Consider the following 17,534-nt stretch of genomic DNA (forward strand, 5'->3'; position numbering starts at 1 on the left):
GCTCCGGGCGCGCGTCACGAGGAGCTGGCGCTCGTCCGGCGCGCTCCTTCCGCCTCGCACATGGGCACGCGAGCCTCGTCCAGGGCGACCCGAAGGGCGCCCTCGCCGTCGTCGTGCGCCGGCCTACTCCAGGTGTGGAGGTCGATCACCACGGCCCTGCGGCGGCCGGTCCGCTGCTTCCATGTCTGGACGCCGCGGCGGATGTACTCCGCGTCCAGGTCGAGCGCCTCGCAGATCCTCTCGAAGGAGAAGACCCAGGAGCGGTCGGTGCTCTCGATCCAGGCGCGGGCCTCCCGCTCGGCCCGTCCTCCGCCGCGGGCGCGTGCCACCTGGGGCACGCAGTAGGTGAGGACGGCATCGTCGAGAATGGCGGCCATGAGCCGATGCTCGCCCAGTTCTTGGCCTCGGCGCGGCCCGGAGAAGAACTGCTCGGGAAGAATGACCTCGGGTTCGATCAGGGGGCTCAGCTGGTCTTGGTCGATCATCACGGCGCTGTCGAGGAGCAGGTTCCATGCCAGCTTGCCGCCGCACCGATGTGCGCGCCACGCCTGCAGCTCGCTGAAAAAAGGGAGGGCGGAATTGTAGCTTCTACACGTCGCGGGGGTCCGAAAGCCTCTCGCTCAAGGTGTCTCGGCGACGGGCGCTGCTGGCATCCGCATTGCTGCCGCGGCCGATCGGAGCCTGACAGGCGCCCGCGGAACGCGTCCTCGGACGCTCGCTGAGGTAGCGGCGGGCTCCGCGACGGTCTTCGCAGGACATGGCCATGAAGGACTTCGTCACCTTCAGGTACGTCGAGGCGATCCGCTCCAACGGAGTGGGGCTCCTCTGTCGCGTGAACGGCAAGGAGGTCTGGGTTCCGTACGCCAACATGGCTACCCGGGAGTGCACGGTCCGCAGACCCGGCGACTGGGGTCTCCTCGTCATTCCGCACTGGCTGGCGGTGAACCTCGAGCTCGTCGAGCGCGCGGCCTGATCGGGCTCCCCACCCTCTCCGCGCCGCCTCGCCGCGGTTTACCCCGACGGACTCCCATGCCGCCGTGACCGGGCCGGCGAGCTTGCCGGGTGGCGTGGTGATGGGTAGGACGCGGCATGCGCCAGGCCGGCACGCACGCCGCGCTCGACCGGGTGGTCGCCGCTGGGGCCGTGGTCGCGCTCCTCGGGCTCTTCGGCTGCGCCGGCGGCGACCCCACCCCGATTCGGCAGGGCTCGGGCTACGGTCTCGTGCCGCCCTTCAGCGGTCGCGCGGCCGCTCCCCGACCCCTCGTCGGGGGATCCGTCCCGCGGCATCCATTCATGGCCGCGAGCGGCGCCAACAACATGCACGGCGACTCGTACGCGAGCGACACGCACGCGGCGAGCGGCCCGCTCGGCCACGACCCCGTGGTCGTGTCGACCGCCCGCGGGCTCCTGGGCGGCGAGTGCGCGTCGGTCACGTTCGATCGCCAGGGACGGATCGTGACCGTGTGCGCCAGCGCCCTTCGCATGCAGCTCCTCCTGCTCGACCCGCGTACCCTGCGCGAGCTCGCGCGCTACGACCTCCCGCGGCGGCCCTCGACCCGCACGCTCAGCTTCCGCCGGATCACGAGCGACACGTCGGGGGGCGTGTACTTCTACCTCGACCATCGGGACCGCGCGGTGCTCGGCACCGCGGCGCGCCGCATCGAGGTCGTCGCCCATGACGGTGCCGCCTTCCACCTCGAGCGGGCGTACGACCTCGCGCCCATGGTCCCCGAGGGCGACGCGGTGACCGCGGTGCTGCCCGACTGGACGGGGCGCTACTGGTTCGTCACCCGCCAGGGGCTCGTTGGCACGGTCGATCCCGAGAGCGGACGGATCGGCAGCCGCGAGCTCGCCGGGGAGGAGATCGAGAACTCCTTCGCCGCGGGCCCGGACGGCGTGTTCGTCGTCTCGGACCATGCCATGTATGGCTTCGCGGCGGACCCCGTGAGCGGTGCGCCCGGGATCATGTGGCGCGAGCCGTACGATCGCGGCACGCGCCGCAAGGTGGGCCAGATCGACCAGGGCTCCGGCACCACCCCGACGCTGCTCGGCGACGAGTGGGTGGCGATCGCCGACAACGCCGAGCCGCGCCTGAACGTGCTCGTCTACCGCCGGGGGCGGGACGTGGCGGGAAAGCGCCTCGTCTGCCGGCAGCCGCTCTTCGCTCCGGGAGCGAGCGCCACGGAGAACTCGTTCGTCGGCTTCGGGCACGCGCTGATCGTCGAGAACAACGCCGGCTACGACGTCTTCCCGACCATGATGTTCGGCCGCACGGGCGCCGGCGGCGTGGCGCGCGTCGACCTCGACGACGGCGACGGCTGCCACGTGGTGTGGGAGAGCGGCGCGATCTCGCAGACGGTCGTGCCGAAGCTCTCGCTCGGCAACGGGCTCCTCTACCTCTACACGAAGCGTCCGCACGCGCCGTGGTGGACCGACGCCTACTATCTCACCGCGGTCGACTTCCGCACGGGTGAGACGGTCTACGAGGTCCTCACCGGCACGGGCCTCGGCTACGACAACCACTGGGCCCCGATCACCCTCGGGCCCGACGGCACGGCGTACGTCGGGACGCTGCGGGGGCTCCTCGCCGTGCGCGACGGCGACCGGTAGCCGGCCCGCGGCGCCGCCGCCCCGTGACCCTCGCCCTCGACCTGAGCCGTCGTGCAAGCTCCGCGCGCACCACGACCGCGTTGTTGTGCGCCTCGTCGCGAGCCGCGTAGACGAGGGTGAGGGTGCCGCGACGTGCCCGGCGCGCGAGCTCGCCCAGCATTTCGCGGGTGGCCGGCGCGCGGAGCTCCTCCCTGTACCGGGACAGGAAGGCTCGCCACCGCCTCGGATCGTGGCCGAACCAGCGGCGCAGGCGGTCGCTCGGCGAAAGCACCTTCGCCCAGACGTCGAGTCGGAGCTCCTCTCCGCGAAGCCCACGGGGCCACAGCCGATCGATGAGCACGCGATAGCCGTCCCCTGGCGCGGGCGGCTCGTAGGCGCGCTTGATCCGAATCGTCATCCTCGCCGCGACCCGGGACGCCCCGTACCGGCGCTGGTCAGCGTGCCTCGAGGTGCGTCCGGATCGCCTCGCCGACCGCCTCCGGCGCTTCCAGCGCGACCGCGTGCGCCGCTCGCGGGACGGCGCGGCAGCGCGCGCCCGGGATCGCGCCCGCGACCGCCTCGCCGTCGGGCGTCAGCAGGTCGTCGCCGGCGACGATCACGAGCGTCGGGAGCGCCAGCCGCGCCAGGTCCGTGCGGCGGCTTCCCGACCACGCCCGCATCCCCGCGGCGGCGCGCGCCAGCGTCGGCGCCGGCACCCGCGGCGCCGTCGCCGCGAGACCCCTCGCCGTCCGCTCCCGGCGGCCCTCGTCTGCCAGGTACGCGCGCGAGAACATCCACGGCAAGAGCAGGCGTGCCACCGCCTCGGCGCTCGCCTCGCTCGCCACCCGGCACCACGCATCCACGACCGCCAGCAGGCGCGCATCGGCCTCGACGAACGGCGTGATCAGGGTCAGCGACCGCAGCCGCTCCGGGTGCACGAGCGCGAGCTCGATCGCCACCGCTGCACCAAGGCTCGCCCCGACCACGTGCGCAGGCTCGTCGAGCAGGGCGGCCACGTCCGCGGCCATCGTGGCCACGTCGTAGCGCGCCTCTTCCGGCGCGTCCGACAGCCCCACGCCGCGCGGATTCACTCCGAGCACGTGCCACCGCTCAGCCAGCACGGGGATCTGCCGCGCGAACATCGACACGTCGGTTCCGAACCCCGGCAGCAGCACCACCGGATCCCCTGCGCCCTCGGTCGGCACCTCGAGCGCGACCCCCTCGGCCACGGGGACGAGCGCGCGCCGCCGCGCCGCCCACGCCTCGACGTCCTCGCGCGTCACGCGCCCGCCCGGGCCCGTGCCGGGTACCCGCGCGGGCTCGACGCCGAGCCGACGCGCAAGGGCGCGCGCCGCAGGGGTAACCGGCGTCTCCGCAGTACGCCGCACCGAGCCACCGCCCGGCACCGCCGCCGGTGGCACCGGCCCGGCCGCCGCCGCCGGCGCCTCCGGCCGATCGTGCACCCGCCGGAACGCCTCCGCGTCGAACGGCTCGTCGGCCGTTTCCGTGATCGCCGCGAGCAGCGTCCCGCTCGGCACCGTCTCGCCTTCCGGGACGTACACGTGGCGCAGCACGCCCGCGGCGGGCGCCTCGATCTCCACCTCCGCCTTCTCCGACTCGATGACCAGGACGACCGCGCCCTTCTCCACCCGCGCGCCGACCGGCTGCGGCCAGGAGACGACCCGGCCCTCGCGCATGGTCATGCCCAGCTTGGGCATCGCGAGCGCCGTGGCCATCGCGGAGGCGATCAGCCGAGCAGGGCGCGTGCGGCGGCCACCACGGCCTCCGGCGTCGGCACGTAGGCGTCCTCCAGCACCGGGCTGAACGGCACCGGGGCGTGCGGCGCCGTCACCTTCCGCACCGGCGCGTTCAGGAGGTCGAAGCCCTTGTCCACGCACAGCGCCGCCACGTCGCTCGCGATCCCGCAGCGGGGCGGCGCCTCGTCGACGACCACCACCCGGCCCGTCTTGCCGAGCGTGGCGAGGATCGCCTCCTCGTCGAGCGGTTGGAGCGAGCGCAGGTCGAGCACGTCCGCGCTGACGCCGTCGCGCGCGAGCAGCTCGGCGGCCCGGAGCGCCGTCTGCACCGTGCGGCCGAAGCCGACGAGCGACACGTCGGTGCCCTCGCGCACCAGCGCCGCCTTGCCGAGCGGCACCGTGTAGTCGCCCTCCGCGACGGGGCCCGACACGAACATGAGCGCCTTCGGCTCGCAGAACACGACCGGGTCGTCGTCGCGGATGGCGGCCAGCAGCAGCCCCTTCGCATCGGCAGGGTTCGAGGGGATCACGGTCTTCAACCCCGGGATGCCGGCCGTCATCCAGTAGAGCGACTGCGAGTGCTGCGCGGCCGAGCGCAGCCCGGCCCCGGTCGACGTGCGCACCGTGAGCGGGACGCGCGCCTTTCCGCCGAACATGTAGCGGAGCTTCGCCGCCTGGTTCAGCAGCGGGTCGAGGCAGACGCCGATGAAGTCGATGAACATGAGCTCGGCCACCGGCCGGAGCCCGGTGAGCGCCGCGCCGACGGCGGCGCCCATGAAGCCCATCTCGCTGATCGGCGTGTCGCGGACGCGCTCGGGCCCGAAGCGCTTCAAGAGCCCGCGCGTGGCGCCCATGATGCCGCCCCACGCCTCCTCGATGCCCTGGTCCTTCCGCCCGCCGCCGCCGGCCACGTCCTCCCCGAGCACGATCACGTCGGGGTCGGCCTCCATCGCGAGGTGGAGTGCCTCGTTGATGGCGAAGAGCATGGGGATCTCGCGCTCCATGGCCGTCACCCGTTCACGTAGACGTCGGTCGCGACGTCGGCGGGGTCGGGGGGTGGCGCCTCCTGCGCCGCTCGCACGGCGTCCTCCACCTCGGCCGTCACCTCCGCGTCGATGCGGCGGAGGTTGCCGGGCTCGACGAGCCCCTCGCGCACCGTGCGCTCCTCGAAGCGGCCGAGCGGGTCGCGCTGCCGCCACGCCTCGGCCTCCTCCCTGGTGCGGTAGGTGAGCGGGTCGCCGACGTAGTGGCCGTAGTAGCGGTAGGTCTTGCACTCGAGGAGCGTCGGGCCCTCGCCGGCGCGGGCGCGTGCGACGGCTGCGCCCGCCTTCTCGTGGACGTCGAAGAAGTCCATGCCGTCGGCGATCGCGCTCGCCATCGCATAGGCCCCGGCGCGGGTGGCGAGGTCGCGCACCGGCGTGACGAACTCCATCGGCGTCGCCTCGCCGTAGCCGTTGTTCTCGATCACGAAGACCGCGGGCAGCTTCCACACCGCGGCCAGGTTGAGCGCCTCGTGGAACTGGCCCTGGTTCGTGGCGCCGTCCCCGAAGAACGCGACCGCCACGCGGCCGGTCCGCTTCACCTGCGCGGTGAGCGCCGCCCCCACCGTGAGCGGGATGCCCGCGCCGACGATGCCGTTCGCGCCGAGCATGCCGCGGTCGAGGTCGGCGATGTGCATGGACCCGCCCTTCCCCTTGCACACGCCCGTCCGCCGCCCGAACAGCTCGGCCATCATGGCGCGCAGGTCGACGCCCTTGGCGATGGCGTGGCCGTGGCCGCGGTGGGTGGAGGCGACGTAGTCGCGGTCGCCGAGATGCGCGCACACGCCGACCGCGACCGCCTCCTCGCCGGCGTAGAGGTGGAGGAAGCCGGCGAGCTGGCCCGCGTTCACCAGCTCGGCGAGCTTCTCCTCGAAGACCCGGATGCGGCGCATCTGGCGATAGAGATCCATCAGGGTTTCCGTGGAGAGCGGCATGACGGACTCCTAGTCCCGTTGCCCGGCGCCTGGCAAGGCGGGGTCTCGTTACGTCAACTTGCCGCTCCGAGAAACTCCTGGATGCACGACCTCACGCACGCCCGTACAGCCGCCGGAGCTCCTGCTTGGCTCGCTCCAGCGTCCGCCGCCGGGACGGGTCGAGATTCCGCCCGGCCCGGTTGATGTAGAACGTGAGCATCGACATCGCCGACCGGAACGGGTCCACTCTTCTGCGCCGGCTGCGCTCGGCCGAGCGGCGCAGCGATTCGGCGATGGCGCGCGGGCTGGGCTTCTTGAAGACGTCCCTCTCGAGGTCGAGCGCGTTGCTGCGCTCGGTCACTTCGCGCGACCAGCGTCGCGTGCCCGTCCGCCGACGCGTCGACGAACGACGATTCGCTTCCTTGGCGCCCACGCGGGCAACATAGGCCCGGGATGCCGGGATCAAGTCCCGGCCCGCTCGGCGAGCGCGACCCCGTCCCGCCCGTGGCGCTACGGGGGGCCGCACCGCGCGCACTCGGTCGCCGGGACGAGGAAGAGCCCGTTCTGCTCCGTCCCGAGCTCGGCGAACGTGCTGCGCGCGCGCGAAGCGGACGCGAAGCTGAAACCATCCTCGGCCCCGGAAAAGGTGCCGTGCGCGCGCACGTGCCGGAAGAACCGCCCGGCGAACGCGGGTGCCGCCGCCGCCAGGCGCCGGCGGCCGCCGCCACCCCTCCACGTCATCTGGAAGCTCACCCTGGCCGGCGTCTCCCTGGCCGGCTCCGCGCGCTCGTCCACCACCGCCACGTCGCGCGCGTCCACCGTGACGAGGTTGCCGCGCGGGGCGACGGTGACCGCGTCATCCGGGAGGCGGACCGTCCAGACCAGGCCCGCCGGCGTGATCCCGCCCGTGAAGTCGTGCGCCCCCGAGCCCGAACCGGGCTCGGACAGATCGATTCAGACGAAGGCGAACGTCCCCCGCCGGTGCACCCCGTCGGCGGAGACGTAGTCCCCCTGGAGGATGCGGATGTCGTTCTCCATCACCCAGCGGTGGCCGGTGGCGTCCCGCACCCTCCCGCGCAGGTACGCGAGCGCGACCAGGCCCTGGAAGTTCCCGATCGAGCTCGGGTCGGCGGCGATCCCCCTGAAACCGAGCGAGCGTGGCCCCGGCGAGAGAACCTGATCCCCGCCGAGGACGGGAACGGGATCGCTCGAGTCTGCCCGCGCTCTGGACGCCGCGACGACGGCGGCAACGACCAGGAGCAGCCGGATGGCTCTCGACCGCTCGGTGCGGGCGGGATGTCGGAGCATCGAGGTAACCAGACCGTTTCGCATACCCGGTTTCGCTTCGGCAGATCAAGGAAGTATCGGAGACGGCGGCGCAGGTCAGTCGCCCAGCACCATCACCGCCGGGGCGAAGAAGAGCAGCACGGGGTTTGTCGCGGCGTCGACGGCCAGGCTGAGCGGCAGGAGCGGGTACACCCAGGGCGCCGAGCGGGTGCGGGTGAGCGCGGCCGAGTAAAACGGCGGATACGGGGCGCCCGGGGTCTCGTGCAGGACGAAGCGCAGCTGGCGTCCGTCGGGGCCCTCGTCGATCTCCAGGAAGGGTGGCGGTCCGTCGAGGCGGCCGTCCCTGCCCGCGTGCAGCGCCACCCGCCGTCCATGGACGGGCGCGTCGTGCGCGAGCCGCGCGACGGGGAAGGCCGCGACGGCCAGGTCAGCTCGGCGGAGGTCTGCGAGGGCGAGCGCCGCCCACCGCTCCGTGCGCTCGAGATGCCGGCCCTGGTCGTCGCTGACGACGGCGCTGTAGCCGAGCAGGAGACGGCCGCCGTCGATGGAGGCGTCGTGGTAGGCGACCGGCTGCTCCCGCCGGCGCGCGGCGTCGAGGAGATGGCCGGTGAGGCAGCCCTGGGCCCCTAGCGCCAGGAGCGCGAGCGCGATGCCGTGTCTAGTAGAGGAGCCCATCGTAGACCTCGTAGGCTTTCACCGGACCGCCCGGGAAGTAGGGCGTCGGGGCGTAGGAGAAGCTATCAGCGGCGCGGTCGAAGGTCAGGACGACCGGATGCGCGGCGTCGTTCGGATCGTAGGTGAGGAACCGGATCTCGGCGGGGGTCTCCTCGGCGTCGAACACCAGCACGAGATGATTGATGGTGAGCTCGGGGTAGCGCAGAACGTGGACGATCGGCGGCCAGCTGCGCGCGAGCGAGGCGAGCAGGCGGCGTGCAAGGCGTCGCTGGTGCCGCGCCGTGAAGGGGAAGATCATGCGCCAGTTGCCGCGCTGGAGGTAGCTCTGCCACGGACCGGCGAGGGCCGCCTTCAGGAGCGCCTCGTGTGCGGCGCTGAAGCTCTGCAGATCGGGATAGCCCGGGATCACGACGCGCTTCCCGGACGGGCGCCGCGGATCGCTGCGCAGGACCTCGCGAACCAGCCGCTCGTACGTGCTCGCATCGGTCGGGGACGGTGAGGGGTCGAAGCGCGCGCCGGCGTAGAACTGCCGGGCGGCGCGCGCCATCGTGCCGCAGCGGAGCGAGAACGGCGGCCGCGGCTCGCGGCGGCGCCACGACCGGAGGTCCGTGGCCGGGTCGAGCCCGTACTCCCAGACCGTCTCGTTCGCGAAGGCGAAGATGTCGGCCGGGAAGCGGAAGGGCCCCGGGCGGAGATCACCGGGCAGCGTGCGGGCCGCGCAGCCCAGGCTGAGTGCGAGCGTGGCCGCGAGCGCGCGCCCTCCGGCCCGCATCCTACGCGTAGCGGGTCGCATCGACCGGGGCGAGCCGCGCCGCACGCCAGGCCGGCCATGCGCCCGCGAGGGCCGCGAGCGCCCCCGGCAGGACGGTGGCGGCGAGGGCGAGCCGCGGGGTCATCAGGAAGACCGGCGCACCGAGCCGCTCGGTCACCCCGTTCAGGCCTCGAACCGCCGCGGCGCCGGCGGCGAGACCTCCGACACCCCCGGCGAAGCCGAGCGTGGCGGCCTCGAGGAGGAGCTGTCCGATGACCTGCCCGCGGGTCGCGCCGACGACGCGAAGGAGACCGATCTCCTGGCGGCGCTCGGCCACGGCCGTCAGCATCGTGTTGGCGACCGCGAGCACGGCGATGACCAGCGCGACGGAGCCGCTCCCGACCACGAGCCCGTTCATCACCGCCAGCGCTCGATCGATCTGCGCGGCGGCGTCGCCGGGCGACAGGACGGACACGTGCTCGAGCCGCTCGCGGATGCGTCGCGCGACCGCCTCGGGATCCTCGCCGTCGTTCCAGAAGACGGCTGCCGCCGTCGCGAGCGGCAGGAGGTGGGCGCCGGGCTCCATGGCGAGCCCGCGCAGCACCTGATCGCTCTCGAGCAGCAGCTCCTGGGCCGTCGGGAAGGGCATGAAGACGAAGCTGTCCGGCCCGGTGAGCGTCGGGTCGAGGACGCCCGCGACGCGGAACGACCTCTTCCGGATCGTGATCGAGTCACCCGCCCTCACGCCGAAGAAGCGCGCCACCTGGCTCCCCAGCACGACCTCGTCGGGCGCCTCGGGAACGACCGGGCCGTGCGCGGCCCGCGCCGCGAGCGACCTGCGGTTGAGGCGCAGCGCCTGGGGATCGATCCCGAACACCTGCGGGGCGAGCGTGAAGGGGAGCGCGCTCGAGTTGTCCATGACGGGGAACATGACGAGGGGTGCAGCGAGGCGGATGCCCGGCACCTCGGAGAGCCGCCGGAGCTGCTCGCCGGAGAGGAGGGCGCCCCGGGCCAGGCCCATCATGCCGCCCGTCCCGGCAGCGGCCACCGTGATCTGTCCGGAGGCGAAGTCCCGACCGCCCTCGACCAGGCGCGAGAGCTTCTCGGCGAGCGCGCCCAGCAGGACGAGCGCGGCCGCGCCGAGCGCGACGCCGGCCGTCGTGAGCGCGCTGCGCAGGGGACGGCGGCGCAGGTTGCGGAGGCCCGACATGGCGCGGCTGGTGTTCGACGACCGAGAGGACGGAGCGATTCAGCCGATGAAGTTCGCCACCACCGTCGCGCAGGCCCTCGGCTGCTCGTAGGGCAGCATGTGCCCCGCCGCGTCGAGCTGGACGAGCCGCGCGTCGGGGATGAGCTGGATCCACTTCTCGCCGTAGACCGGCGGGATGAGCCGGTCCTGCTTGCCCCACACGACCAGCGTCTCCGCGGTCACGCGGTAGAGCCGCTTCGCCACGCGGCGATTGGGGATGGGGAAGAGGATCTTCCCCGCGGTCGCCATGCGCCGCGAGTTGGCGACGTAGAAGTCGGCGAGCGCCTGCATGTTCGTGAAGTCGAGACCGCCCGTGAGGAGCGCCTGCCCGGCGGCGGGGTCGTGGAAGAGCACCTGGGCGTACTCGTGGGGGAGGAACGCGAAGATGTCGGGGATGGGATGCTCCGGGATCCACAGGCCGGCGGCGCTCACGAGGACCAGCTTCGCGAGGTCGTTCGGCGCGACCGCGGCCATCTCGGCGGCGATCATGCCTCCCATCGAGTGCCCGACGATGTTGGGTCGCTCGAGGCCGAGCGCCGCCACGACGTCCCAGCCGTGGAGGGCGAAGTCGAGCATGTCCTCGAGGAGCTCCTCTCCCAGCGACTCGCCGTAGCCGGGGAGCTCGGGCGCGTAGACGCGGTAGCGCGTCGCCAGCTCGTCGAGGAACGGGTTCTCGTCGAGGAGGCCGCCGGCCCCGTGCAGGAACACGACCGGCGCGCCGCTGCCGGCCTCCAGGACGCGGACCCTGGCACCGCGCTTCGTCTCCAGCTGCCTGGCCTTCATGAGCGCGCCTCCGCGCGGGGGAGCGACTTCTCGGGCTCGAGCCGATCCGGCATCGGCTTCGGCCACCAGCGCTCCTCGTCCCGCCACTCCGGCCAGAGGCCGCGGAGCTTCGGCATGACCTTCTCGGCGAAGAGCCTCGAGGAGTGCCGGGTCTTCCAGTCGGGCATGTTCCCGTTGTGGAAGAGGCAGAACACGTGCCCGATGTGCAGCCCCTCGATCATCTCCTCCATCTGCTGGCGGACGGTCTCCGGGCCGCCGGCGATGACGTAGCGGTCGTCGACGAGCTGCTTCCAGGTGAGCGTCGGGAACTTGCTGAGCGCGTCCTCGGTGAGCTGCGCGAGGGCGCCCGCCTTGAGCGTCTTGATCGTGCGGTAGCCCGGCGGGTCGGCGAAGCCCGGGTAGACGTGCAGGCAGCGGTTGAAGAAGTAGCGGACGTGCTCGGAGTAGAGCTCTTCGGCCTCCCGATCGGTGTCGGCGACGCAGATGATCTGCGCGAACGCCGCGCGATAGGGCGATTCGTCCTTGCCCTTGGCGGCGACGCGCTCCCAGAAGCCGTCGAGGAACTGCTTCCCGCGGACGTAGCCGGTGAACGAGAGGTAGGAGTAGTTGTAGTCGCGGTCGGCGCAGAAGTCCCAGGTCTCGACGGAGCCGCCGCCCGGAATGTAGATCGGCGGGTGCGGCTCCTGAATGGGCTTCGGCCAGCAGTTGACGTAGCGGAGCTGCGTATACTTGCCGTCGAAGGCGAAGGGGTCGTCCTCCGTCCACGCCCGTATGATGAGATCGTGCGCCTCGTGGTACTTGTCGCGGGTGAGCGCCGGGATCTGGCCGTAGCAGAAGTTTGTGTCCATCGGTGTGCCGACGGGGAAGCCCGCGACCAGGCGCCCCCCCGAGATCACGTCGAGCATGGCGAACTCCTCGGCGACGCGAATCGGCGGGTTGTAGAGCGCGATCGAGTTCCCGATGACGCAAATGGCCGCCCGAGATGTGCGCCGCGCCAGCCCGGCGGCGATCAGGTTCGGCGACGGCATGAGCCCGTAGCCGTTCTGGTGGTGCTCGTTCACGCCGATGCCGTCGAAGCCGAGCGCGTCGGCGTATTCGAGCTGGTCCATGTACTGGTGGTACAGGAAGTGGCCTTTTCGCGGGTCGTAGAGCCTGGCGGGGATGTCGACCCACACCGAGCGGTTCTGCTGGCGGAAGTCGTCGGGCAGATGCGGCCAGGGCATCAGGTTGAACCAGGTGAACCTCATCGTGGCCTCCTGTTGGCGGGTCGAGGGGTCTCGAGCGCGGAGACGATCGACGCGCGCCGCCGCTCGAGCTCCGCGGGTTCGAAGGGGCTGCGCGCACGCGCGAGGGTTTGAGCGCTCTTCAAGGGCGCTTGAAGGTATTTGAAGCCCTGACGGGCGTGTCAACGGGGGCGCCGGGGGACGTCCACCCGGAGGCGGCTGAGCCAGACCAGCCGGCCCCCTTTGCGCCGGGCATCGGAGCAGGGTACCGTGGGCCCGACTCGCTGGCTACGCGCGCGCACGGCTCCCACGCGCGTACCACCGAGCGGCGCACACGGCGCCCTCCCCCGACCTCCCGAGCCAGACCGAGAACAGGGGCATGATCAGCGGCTCGGATTGCGTCGAGTTCGACAACGTGGAAGTCGTGAGACACGCGGCCCTCATCGTGATGTGTCGGGTGGGGGAGAAGGTAGTCGGGGTACCCCCGCTGCGGATGCTGCCGGGCACGACGGTCGCGCGGATGGGCGACCACGGGCGTCTGGTTCTCCCACGGGAAGTAGCCCTCAATCTCGGGCTCGTCTAGGGTCGCTGGAGGTCCATCATGCACGCATCGTTCGCTCCCTGTCCGCACTGCAACGCCCGGCTCTCCTACCTGGAAGGGGTTGCGGGCAGCAGGATGGACCCGGAGTGCCCCCGCTGCCACAAGGTCGTGACCGTCTCGCGCGCGACGTTCCTAATGGCGGACCATTCGCGGCCTGCCGAACCCAGGAAGCCGAGCGCCCGATAGCGAGGCAGCTCGCCTCACTTGGGACGCTCGCCGGTTGAGCTCGGAACACCTGGGGCTCTCCTTGGGACAGCACCCGCCGGGGAGCGCGAAGTCGATCGGTGCCGGGGGGTCGGTCAGGCGCCGCCGTCGACGCGGATGACGGCTCCCGTGGTGAAGCTCGACGCTCCGCTCGCCAGGTAGACGGCAGCGCCGACGATCTCGGCGGGCTGGCCGCCGCGTTGCAGGGCCAGGGCCGACTTGACCCTGCGCTCGAAGGCGTCGAGGTCCCACGCCTTGCTGATGTCCGTGAAGAACGGGCCTGCCTGGATGGCGTTCACCCTGACCTTGGGCCCGAAGGCACGGGCGAACCCGACGGTCATCGCCTCCAGCCCGGCCTTGGCCGCCGCGTACGGGATGACGTCCGGCGTCGGCCGGGTCGCCGCGCCGCTGCTGATGTTGATGATGGACCCGCCGTTCCCTCGCGCCATGCGGCTGCCGATCAGGGCGGTCAGGCGGAAGGGGCCCTTGAGATTCACCGCGAGCACCTTGTCCCAGAGCTCTTCGCTGACCGCTTCGACGCTGGGGTAGAGCGGCGACATCCCGGCATTGTTGACCAGGACGTCGACGGCGCCGAAATCCTGGCAGGCGGCATCGGCGAGCGCGTCGAGGTCCTGCCACCTGCCCACGTGGCAGGCGCGGCCGAGAGCCCGCCGGCCGGTGGTTCGTCGGATCTCCTCGGCGACGGCGTCACAGGCGTCCTGCTTGCGGCTGGCGATGATGACGTCCGCGCCGAAGCGCGCGAACGCCAGCGCCATCTCCCGCCCGAGCCCCCGGCTGCCGCCCGTGACCAGGGCCACCCGTCCGCTCAGGTCGAAGAGTTCCGTCGGCGTGCCGGGCTGCTGCTTCATGGTCCCCGAGGGCCTGGTTCTAATATGCAATCCGTCCCGAGCCAACGGGCATTACCCGGTCGGCGTCACGACGAGACTCGCCGTGGCGAGCCGATGGGCGCGCTGACACGTGGTCGCCACCACGCCGCGGAGCCCCCGCGGCTGCTCCGCCGAGGCCGTGCTGCGCGACGGCGGCTCGATCCACCTACGCGCCATCCGCCCCGGACGACCGCAGGCGCCTGATCGAACACTTCGCGCGGCGCGGGCCGCGATCCGTGTACTTCCGGTTCCAAGACATTGCGCACGCGCAGGACTTGACCCCTCACGCGCGGGCAGCGTAGCAGGCTGATCGGCGGTGAACGTCGCGGTGTCGCGCGAGCCTCTCCACGATCCCGAGATCCGGCCCTCGTCAGCCTGGAGCCCCCTCGCGAGCCCCGTCTTCCGGGCGCTCTGGCTCGCCTCGTGCGTCTCGAATGTCGGCACGTGGATGCACGACACGAGCGCCGCCTGGTTGATGACCGGGCTCGCGCCCTCGCCGCTCATGGTGTCGCTCATGCAGACGGCGACGAGCCTGCCCTTCTTTCTCCTGGCGCTGCCCGCCGGTGCCCTCGCCGACATCGTCGACCGCCGCCGGCTGCTCCTCGTGACGCAGGCGTGGATGCTGGTCGCCGCGACGGCACTCGGGGTCTGCACGGTGGCGGGTCTCACGGGGCCGTGGCTGCTGCTGTCGCTCACGTTCTGCATGGGCCTGGGCAACGCGCTCAACGCCCCCGCCTGGCAGGCGACGATACCGGACCTCGTGCCGCGCCAGGAGCTCGCGGGCGCCGTGGCGCTGGGCGGCATCTCGGTGAACGTGGCGCGCGCGATCGGCCCGGCGCTCGGCGGTCTCCTGGTAGCGGCCCTGGGTCCGGGCTGGGTCTTTCTCCTGAACGCCGCGTCGTTCCTCGGGGTCGTCCTCGTGCTCGCACGCTGGCAGCGCGAGGTTCCCCGCTCGCGCCTCCCGCCCGAGGACGTGCCGGGCGCGATGCGGGCGGGCGTGCGCTATGTCCGTCACTCGGCGCCGTTTCGCGCCGTCCTCGCGCGCACGGCGGCCTTCGTGGTGCCGGCGAGCGCACTCTGGGCGCTGCTCCCGCTCTTCGCGCGCCGCGGTCTCGAGCTCTCGGCGACGGGCTACGGGCTCCTCCTCGGCTGCCTCGGTGCGGGTGCGATCGCGGGCGCGGCCTTCCTGCCCCGCATCCGCGCGCGCCTCACGAGCGATCGTCTCGTCCTCGCCGGCACGGGCCTGTTCGCCGCCGTGTCCGCCGCCGTCGCCCTCGCGCGCGTGCCGCTCGTCGCGGGCGCCGGGCTCGTCGTGGGCGGCATGGCGTGGATGGGCGCCATGTCCACGCTCAACGTGGCCGCCCAGAACGCGGTGCCCGCATGGGTGCGGGCACGGGCGCTCGCGGTGGGCCTGCTCGCCATCCAGGGCAGCATGGCGGCGGGGAGCCTTCTCTGGGGCGTCGTCGCGACGCACTCGGACATCCCCACGGCGCTCGTTGCGGGGGCGGCGCTGCTCCTCGCCGGTGCCGTCGCTTCGCGCCGATTCGAGCTGCATGGTCTCTCGAACCTCGACCTGCGCCCCGACCCGCGCTGGTCGCTACCGCAGACCGCGTACGAGCTCGACGGCGACGAAGGCCCCGTGCTCGTCACGCTCGAGTACGACGTGGACCCCGACCAGGCCGAGGAGTTCCTGCGCGCCGTGCGGCGGCTCGAGCCGGTCCGCCGCCGCGACGGCGCCATCCGCTGGAACGTCTACCGCGACACCGCGGACGCGAGCCGGTGGCTCGAGGTGTTCGTCGTCGAGTCCTGGATCGAGCACCTCCGACAGCACGAGCGCGTCACCGCCGGCGACCGCGTCCTGCTCGAGGCCGCCGCCCGTTTCCACCGCGGCGCCGACGGACCCCTCGTGCGCCACCACATCGCGGGGCGGCAGGCGGAGCAGCCACCGTAGCGGCGCGTCGCGACGGCCGTCCCGACATCGCACGCGCCCGACCATGCTCCGCGAGTGGAGTCGAGGGGAGTCGATCTCCGGCCTCTCCGGCGGGCTCATCTTCCCCACGGCCCGTTGACCAGGCGCTCCGGGGAGACCACTTCTACTGCACGATGCACCAACCGGACATGAGCGGGCAGATTCTCGTGCTGGCAGCGAAGCGTGGCTGACGAGCCACACGGGACGGCGGCGTCTTCGCTGCCCACGCGGGGCGCGCAAGATGCGAAAGCGGGCGGAGGTGCGCTGAAGGAGGTCGCCGTCCTGTTCCTCCGGCTCGGAACCACGGCATTCGGCGGCCCCGCGGCCCATATCGCGATGATGGAGGACGAGATCGTCCGCCGGCGCCGATGGCTCTCGCGCGACCACTTTCTCGATCTCGTGGGCGCGACCAATCTGATTCCCGGCCCGAACTCGACCGAGATGGCGATACACATCGGCCGCGAGCGGGCCGGCGTGGTCGGTCTCGTGGTGGCCGGCGCGTCGTTCATCCTGCCTGCTGCCGTCCTCACGGTCGCCGCGGCGTGGGCCTATGCGCGCTTCGGGTCGCTCCCCGAGGCGGCCGCGCTCCTCTACGGGGTCAAACCGGTCGTCATCGCGGTCGTGGCCCAGGCCCTGTGGAGCCTCGCTCGCACCGCCGTGAAGACGAAGCTCCTGGCGGCCGTGGGCCTCGCCGCGACCGCCCTGGAGTTCCTCGGCGGCAACGAGATCGCCCTGCTCGTCGGCGCCGGCGTCGTCGTCGCGCTGGCCCGCAGGGGCATGCGGAGTCTCTTCGCGTGTGTCGCAACGTCGGTCGCCTTCTCGAATCCGCTACCGAAGATCGCCGCCGCCTCTGCGAGCGGCGCGGCCATCGGCACGACGTTCAGCCTGAGCGGTCTCTTCCTGTTCTTTGTGAAGGTCGGCGCCGTTCTCTTCGGGAGCGGCTACGTGCTCCTCGCCTTTCTGCGCTCCGATCTGGTTGATCGCTGGCACTGGCTCAGCGAGGCGCAGCTGCTCGATGCGGTGGCGGTGGGCCAGATCACGCCGGGGCCGGTCTTCACCACGGCCACCTTCATCGGCTACGTCCTCGGAGGCGCTCCCGGCGCGCTGGTAGCGACGCTCGGCATCTTCCTTCCCGCCTTCGTCTTCGTGGCGGCGACCGCGCCACTCATTCCTCGGCTCCGGCGCTCGCCCACCGCCGGCGCGTTCCTCGATGGGGTCAACGTCGCTTCGCTCGCGCTGCTCGTCGTGGTCACGTGGCACCTGGCCCGGGTCGCCCTGGTGGACCTGCCGGCCACGGCGCTCGCTGCCGGTGCGGCGGTCCTGCTCGTTCGCCATGGCGCGAACCCTGCCTGGCTCGTGCTCGGCGGAAGCCTGGTCGGGCTGGCGGCCCGTCGTCTGTCGTAGCCGCAGAGCGGATGGCGATGGGCGATTGTCGTCGTCGCCACCCTCCGGCTCTCCGGGGCCTTCACGCTCGGGGCTAGAGTAGTGACAGTGTAGGTGTTGGGCAGGCGACGGCGCCTGTGCTATGCGCCGGCTCTCGACCAGCAAGCGGAGGGAACTGCCTCGTGCCCCGAGCTCTCGCGCCTTCACGGGGCGGCTGGCGCG

18 protein-coding genes are annotated in these 17,534 nt (G+C 72.3%); 4 read left to right on the top strand and 14 right to left on the bottom strand.

Annotated elements, in window-relative coordinates:
* Positions 1–14: 14 nt before the first annotated feature.
* Positions 15–485 (bottom strand): hypothetical protein, encoded by a 471-nt coding sequence (locus tag E6J59_13220; GenBank protein TMB18953.1) that lies wholly within the window; start codon positions 483–485, stop codon positions 15–17.
* A gap of 278 nt (positions 486–763) precedes the next feature.
* On the opposite strand from E6J59_13220, the gene E6J59_13225 reads away from it, so the two are divergent.
* Both E6J59_13225 and E6J59_13230 read left to right on the top strand, forming a co-directional pair.
* Positions 764–973, top strand: a complete 210-nt coding sequence (locus E6J59_13225; GenBank protein ID TMB18954.1) for a hypothetical protein — start codon at positions 764–766, stop codon at positions 971–973.
* A gap of 116 nt (positions 974–1,089) precedes the next feature.
* On the top strand, positions 1,090–2,610 hold the full coding sequence (locus E6J59_13230; GenBank protein ID TMB18955.1) for a hypothetical protein: 1,521 nt from the start codon (positions 1,090–1,092) through the stop codon (positions 2,608–2,610).
* Here the strand turns inward: E6J59_13230 and E6J59_13235 are convergent.
* From E6J59_13235 to E6J59_13295, 13 genes are all read right to left on the bottom strand, one after another.
* Entirely contained in the window at positions 2,534–3,007 is a 474-nt protein-coding gene (locus tag E6J59_13235) for a DUF488 family protein (protein TMB18956.1), read from the bottom strand. The two genes, E6J59_13230 and E6J59_13235, sit on opposite strands and share 77 nt — an antisense overlap.
* 37 nt (positions 3,008–3,044) lie before the next feature.
* Positions 3,045–4,325, bottom strand: coding sequence for an alpha/beta fold hydrolase (locus E6J59_13240; protein ID TMB18957.1), 1,281 nt, complete (start codon positions 4,323–4,325; stop codon positions 3,045–3,047).
* A gap of 11 nt (positions 4,326–4,336) precedes the next feature.
* Positions 4,337–5,350, bottom strand: coding sequence for an alpha-ketoacid dehydrogenase subunit beta (locus E6J59_13245; protein ID TMB18958.1), 1,014 nt, complete (start codon positions 5,348–5,350; stop codon positions 4,337–4,339).
* Positions 5,351–5,355: 5 nt separating this feature from the next.
* Positions 5,356–6,321 carry a thiamine pyrophosphate-dependent dehydrogenase E1 component subunit alpha gene (locus E6J59_13250; protein ID TMB18959.1) on the bottom strand — a complete coding sequence of 322 codons (966 nt, stop codon included), beginning with the start codon at positions 6,319–6,321 and terminating at the stop codon, positions 5,356–5,358.
* A gap of 91 nt (positions 6,322–6,412) precedes the next feature.
* Positions 6,413–6,766 carry a DUF3175 domain-containing protein gene (locus E6J59_13255; GenBank protein TMB18960.1) on the bottom strand — a complete coding sequence of 118 codons (354 nt, stop codon included), beginning with the start codon at positions 6,764–6,766 and terminating at the stop codon, positions 6,413–6,415.
* Between the two features lie 44 nt (positions 6,767–6,810).
* Positions 6,811–7,119, bottom strand: coding sequence for a hypothetical protein (locus E6J59_13260; protein TMB18961.1), 309 nt, complete (start codon positions 7,117–7,119; stop codon positions 6,811–6,813).
* Between the two features lie 135 nt (positions 7,120–7,254).
* Complete coding sequence (locus E6J59_13265) at positions 7,255–7,608, bottom strand: hypothetical protein (GenBank protein ID TMB18962.1); 354 nt, start codon at positions 7,606–7,608, stop codon at positions 7,255–7,257.
* Positions 7,609–7,683: 75 nt separating this feature from the next.
* Complete coding sequence (locus E6J59_13270) at positions 7,684–8,262, bottom strand: hypothetical protein (GenBank protein TMB18963.1); 579 nt, start codon at positions 8,260–8,262, stop codon at positions 7,684–7,686.
* A complete protein-coding gene (locus E6J59_13275) occupies positions 8,246–9,034 on the bottom strand; it encodes a hypothetical protein (protein TMB18964.1) in 789 nt (262 codons plus the stop codon). Before E6J59_13275 ends, E6J59_13270 begins: the two co-directional genes overlap by 17 nt.
* A 1-nt stretch (position 9,035) precedes the next feature.
* On the bottom strand, positions 9,036–10,223 hold the full coding sequence (locus tag E6J59_13280) for an FtsX-like permease family protein (protein TMB18965.1): 1,188 nt from the start codon (positions 10,221–10,223) through the stop codon (positions 9,036–9,038).
* 39 nt (positions 10,224–10,262) lie between these two features.
* On the bottom strand, positions 10,263–11,045 hold the full coding sequence (locus E6J59_13285) for an alpha/beta fold hydrolase (GenBank protein TMB18966.1): 783 nt from the start codon (positions 11,043–11,045) through the stop codon (positions 10,263–10,265).
* Entirely contained in the window at positions 11,042–12,292 is a 1,251-nt protein-coding gene (locus E6J59_13290) for an LLM class flavin-dependent oxidoreductase (GenBank protein ID TMB18967.1), read from the bottom strand. The genes E6J59_13285 and E6J59_13290 overlap by 4 nt, the downstream gene beginning before the upstream one ends.
* 876 nt (positions 12,293–13,168) lie before the next feature.
* Complete coding sequence (locus tag E6J59_13295; protein TMB18968.1) at positions 13,169–13,942, bottom strand: glucose 1-dehydrogenase; 774 nt, start codon at positions 13,940–13,942, stop codon at positions 13,169–13,171.
* A 376-nt stretch (positions 13,943–14,318) separates the two neighbouring features.
* Between E6J59_13295 and E6J59_13300 the strand changes: the two genes are divergently transcribed.
* Together E6J59_13300 and chrA are read left to right on the top strand one after the other, a co-directional pair.
* Positions 14,319–15,911 (top strand): MFS transporter, encoded by a 1,593-nt coding sequence (locus E6J59_13300; GenBank protein ID TMB18969.1) that lies wholly within the window; start codon positions 14,319–14,321, stop codon positions 15,909–15,911.
* Between the two features lie 237 nt (positions 15,912–16,148).
* Positions 16,149–17,333 (top strand): chromate efflux transporter, encoded by a 1,185-nt coding sequence (gene chrA / locus E6J59_13305; protein TMB18970.1) that lies wholly within the window; start codon positions 16,149–16,151, stop codon positions 17,331–17,333.
* Positions 17,334–17,534 lie beyond the last annotated feature (201 nt).

Source organism: Deltaproteobacteria bacterium (genome assembly GCA_005879795.1).
Taxonomy (GTDB): domain Bacteria; phylum Desulfobacterota; class Binatia; order DP-6; family DP-6; genus DP-6.

Excerpts from the sequence above, each read along its gene's own strand:
- E6J59_13220 (TMB18953.1), bottom strand. The coding sequence starts at position 485 with ATGATCGACCAAGACCAGCTGAGCCCCCTGATCGAACCCGAGGTCATT.
- E6J59_13225 (TMB18954.1), top strand. The coding sequence starts at position 764 with ATGAAGGACTTCGTCACCTTCAGGTACGTCGAGGCGATCCGCTCCAAC.
- E6J59_13230 (TMB18955.1), top strand. The coding sequence starts at position 1,090 with ATGCGCCAGGCCGGCACGCACGCCGCGCTCGACCGGGTGGTCGCCGCT.
- E6J59_13235 (TMB18956.1), bottom strand. The coding sequence starts at position 3,007 with ATGACGATTCGGATCAAGCGCGCCTACGAGCCGCCCGCGCCAGGGGAC.
- E6J59_13240 (TMB18957.1), bottom strand. The coding sequence starts at position 4,325 with ATGGCCACGGCGCTCGCGATGCCCAAGCTGGGCATGACCATGCGCGAG.
- E6J59_13245 (TMB18958.1), bottom strand. The coding sequence starts at position 5,350 with ATGGAGCGCGAGATCCCCATGCTCTTCGCCATCAACGAGGCACTCCAC.
- E6J59_13250 (TMB18959.1), bottom strand. The coding sequence starts at position 6,321 with ATGCCGCTCTCCACGGAAACCCTGATGGATCTCTATCGCCAGATGCGC.
- E6J59_13265 (TMB18962.1), bottom strand. The coding sequence starts at position 7,608 with ATGCTCCGACATCCCGCCCGCACCGAGCGGTCGAGAGCCATCCGGCTG.
- E6J59_13270 (TMB18963.1), bottom strand. The coding sequence starts at position 8,262 with ATGGGCTCCTCTACTAGACACGGCATCGCGCTCGCGCTCCTGGCGCTA.
- E6J59_13275 (TMB18964.1), bottom strand. The coding sequence starts at position 9,034 with ATGCGGGCCGGAGGGCGCGCGCTCGCGGCCACGCTCGCACTCAGCCTG.
- E6J59_13280 (TMB18965.1), bottom strand. The coding sequence starts at position 10,223 with ATGTCGGGCCTCCGCAACCTGCGCCGCCGTCCCCTGCGCAGCGCGCTC.
- E6J59_13285 (TMB18966.1), bottom strand. The coding sequence starts at position 11,045 with ATGAAGGCCAGGCAGCTGGAGACGAAGCGCGGTGCCAGGGTCCGCGTC.
- E6J59_13290 (TMB18967.1), bottom strand. The coding sequence starts at position 12,292 with ATGAGGTTCACCTGGTTCAACCTGATGCCCTGGCCGCATCTGCCCGAC.
- E6J59_13295 (TMB18968.1), bottom strand. The coding sequence starts at position 13,942 with ATGAAGCAGCAGCCCGGCACGCCGACGGAACTCTTCGACCTGAGCGGA.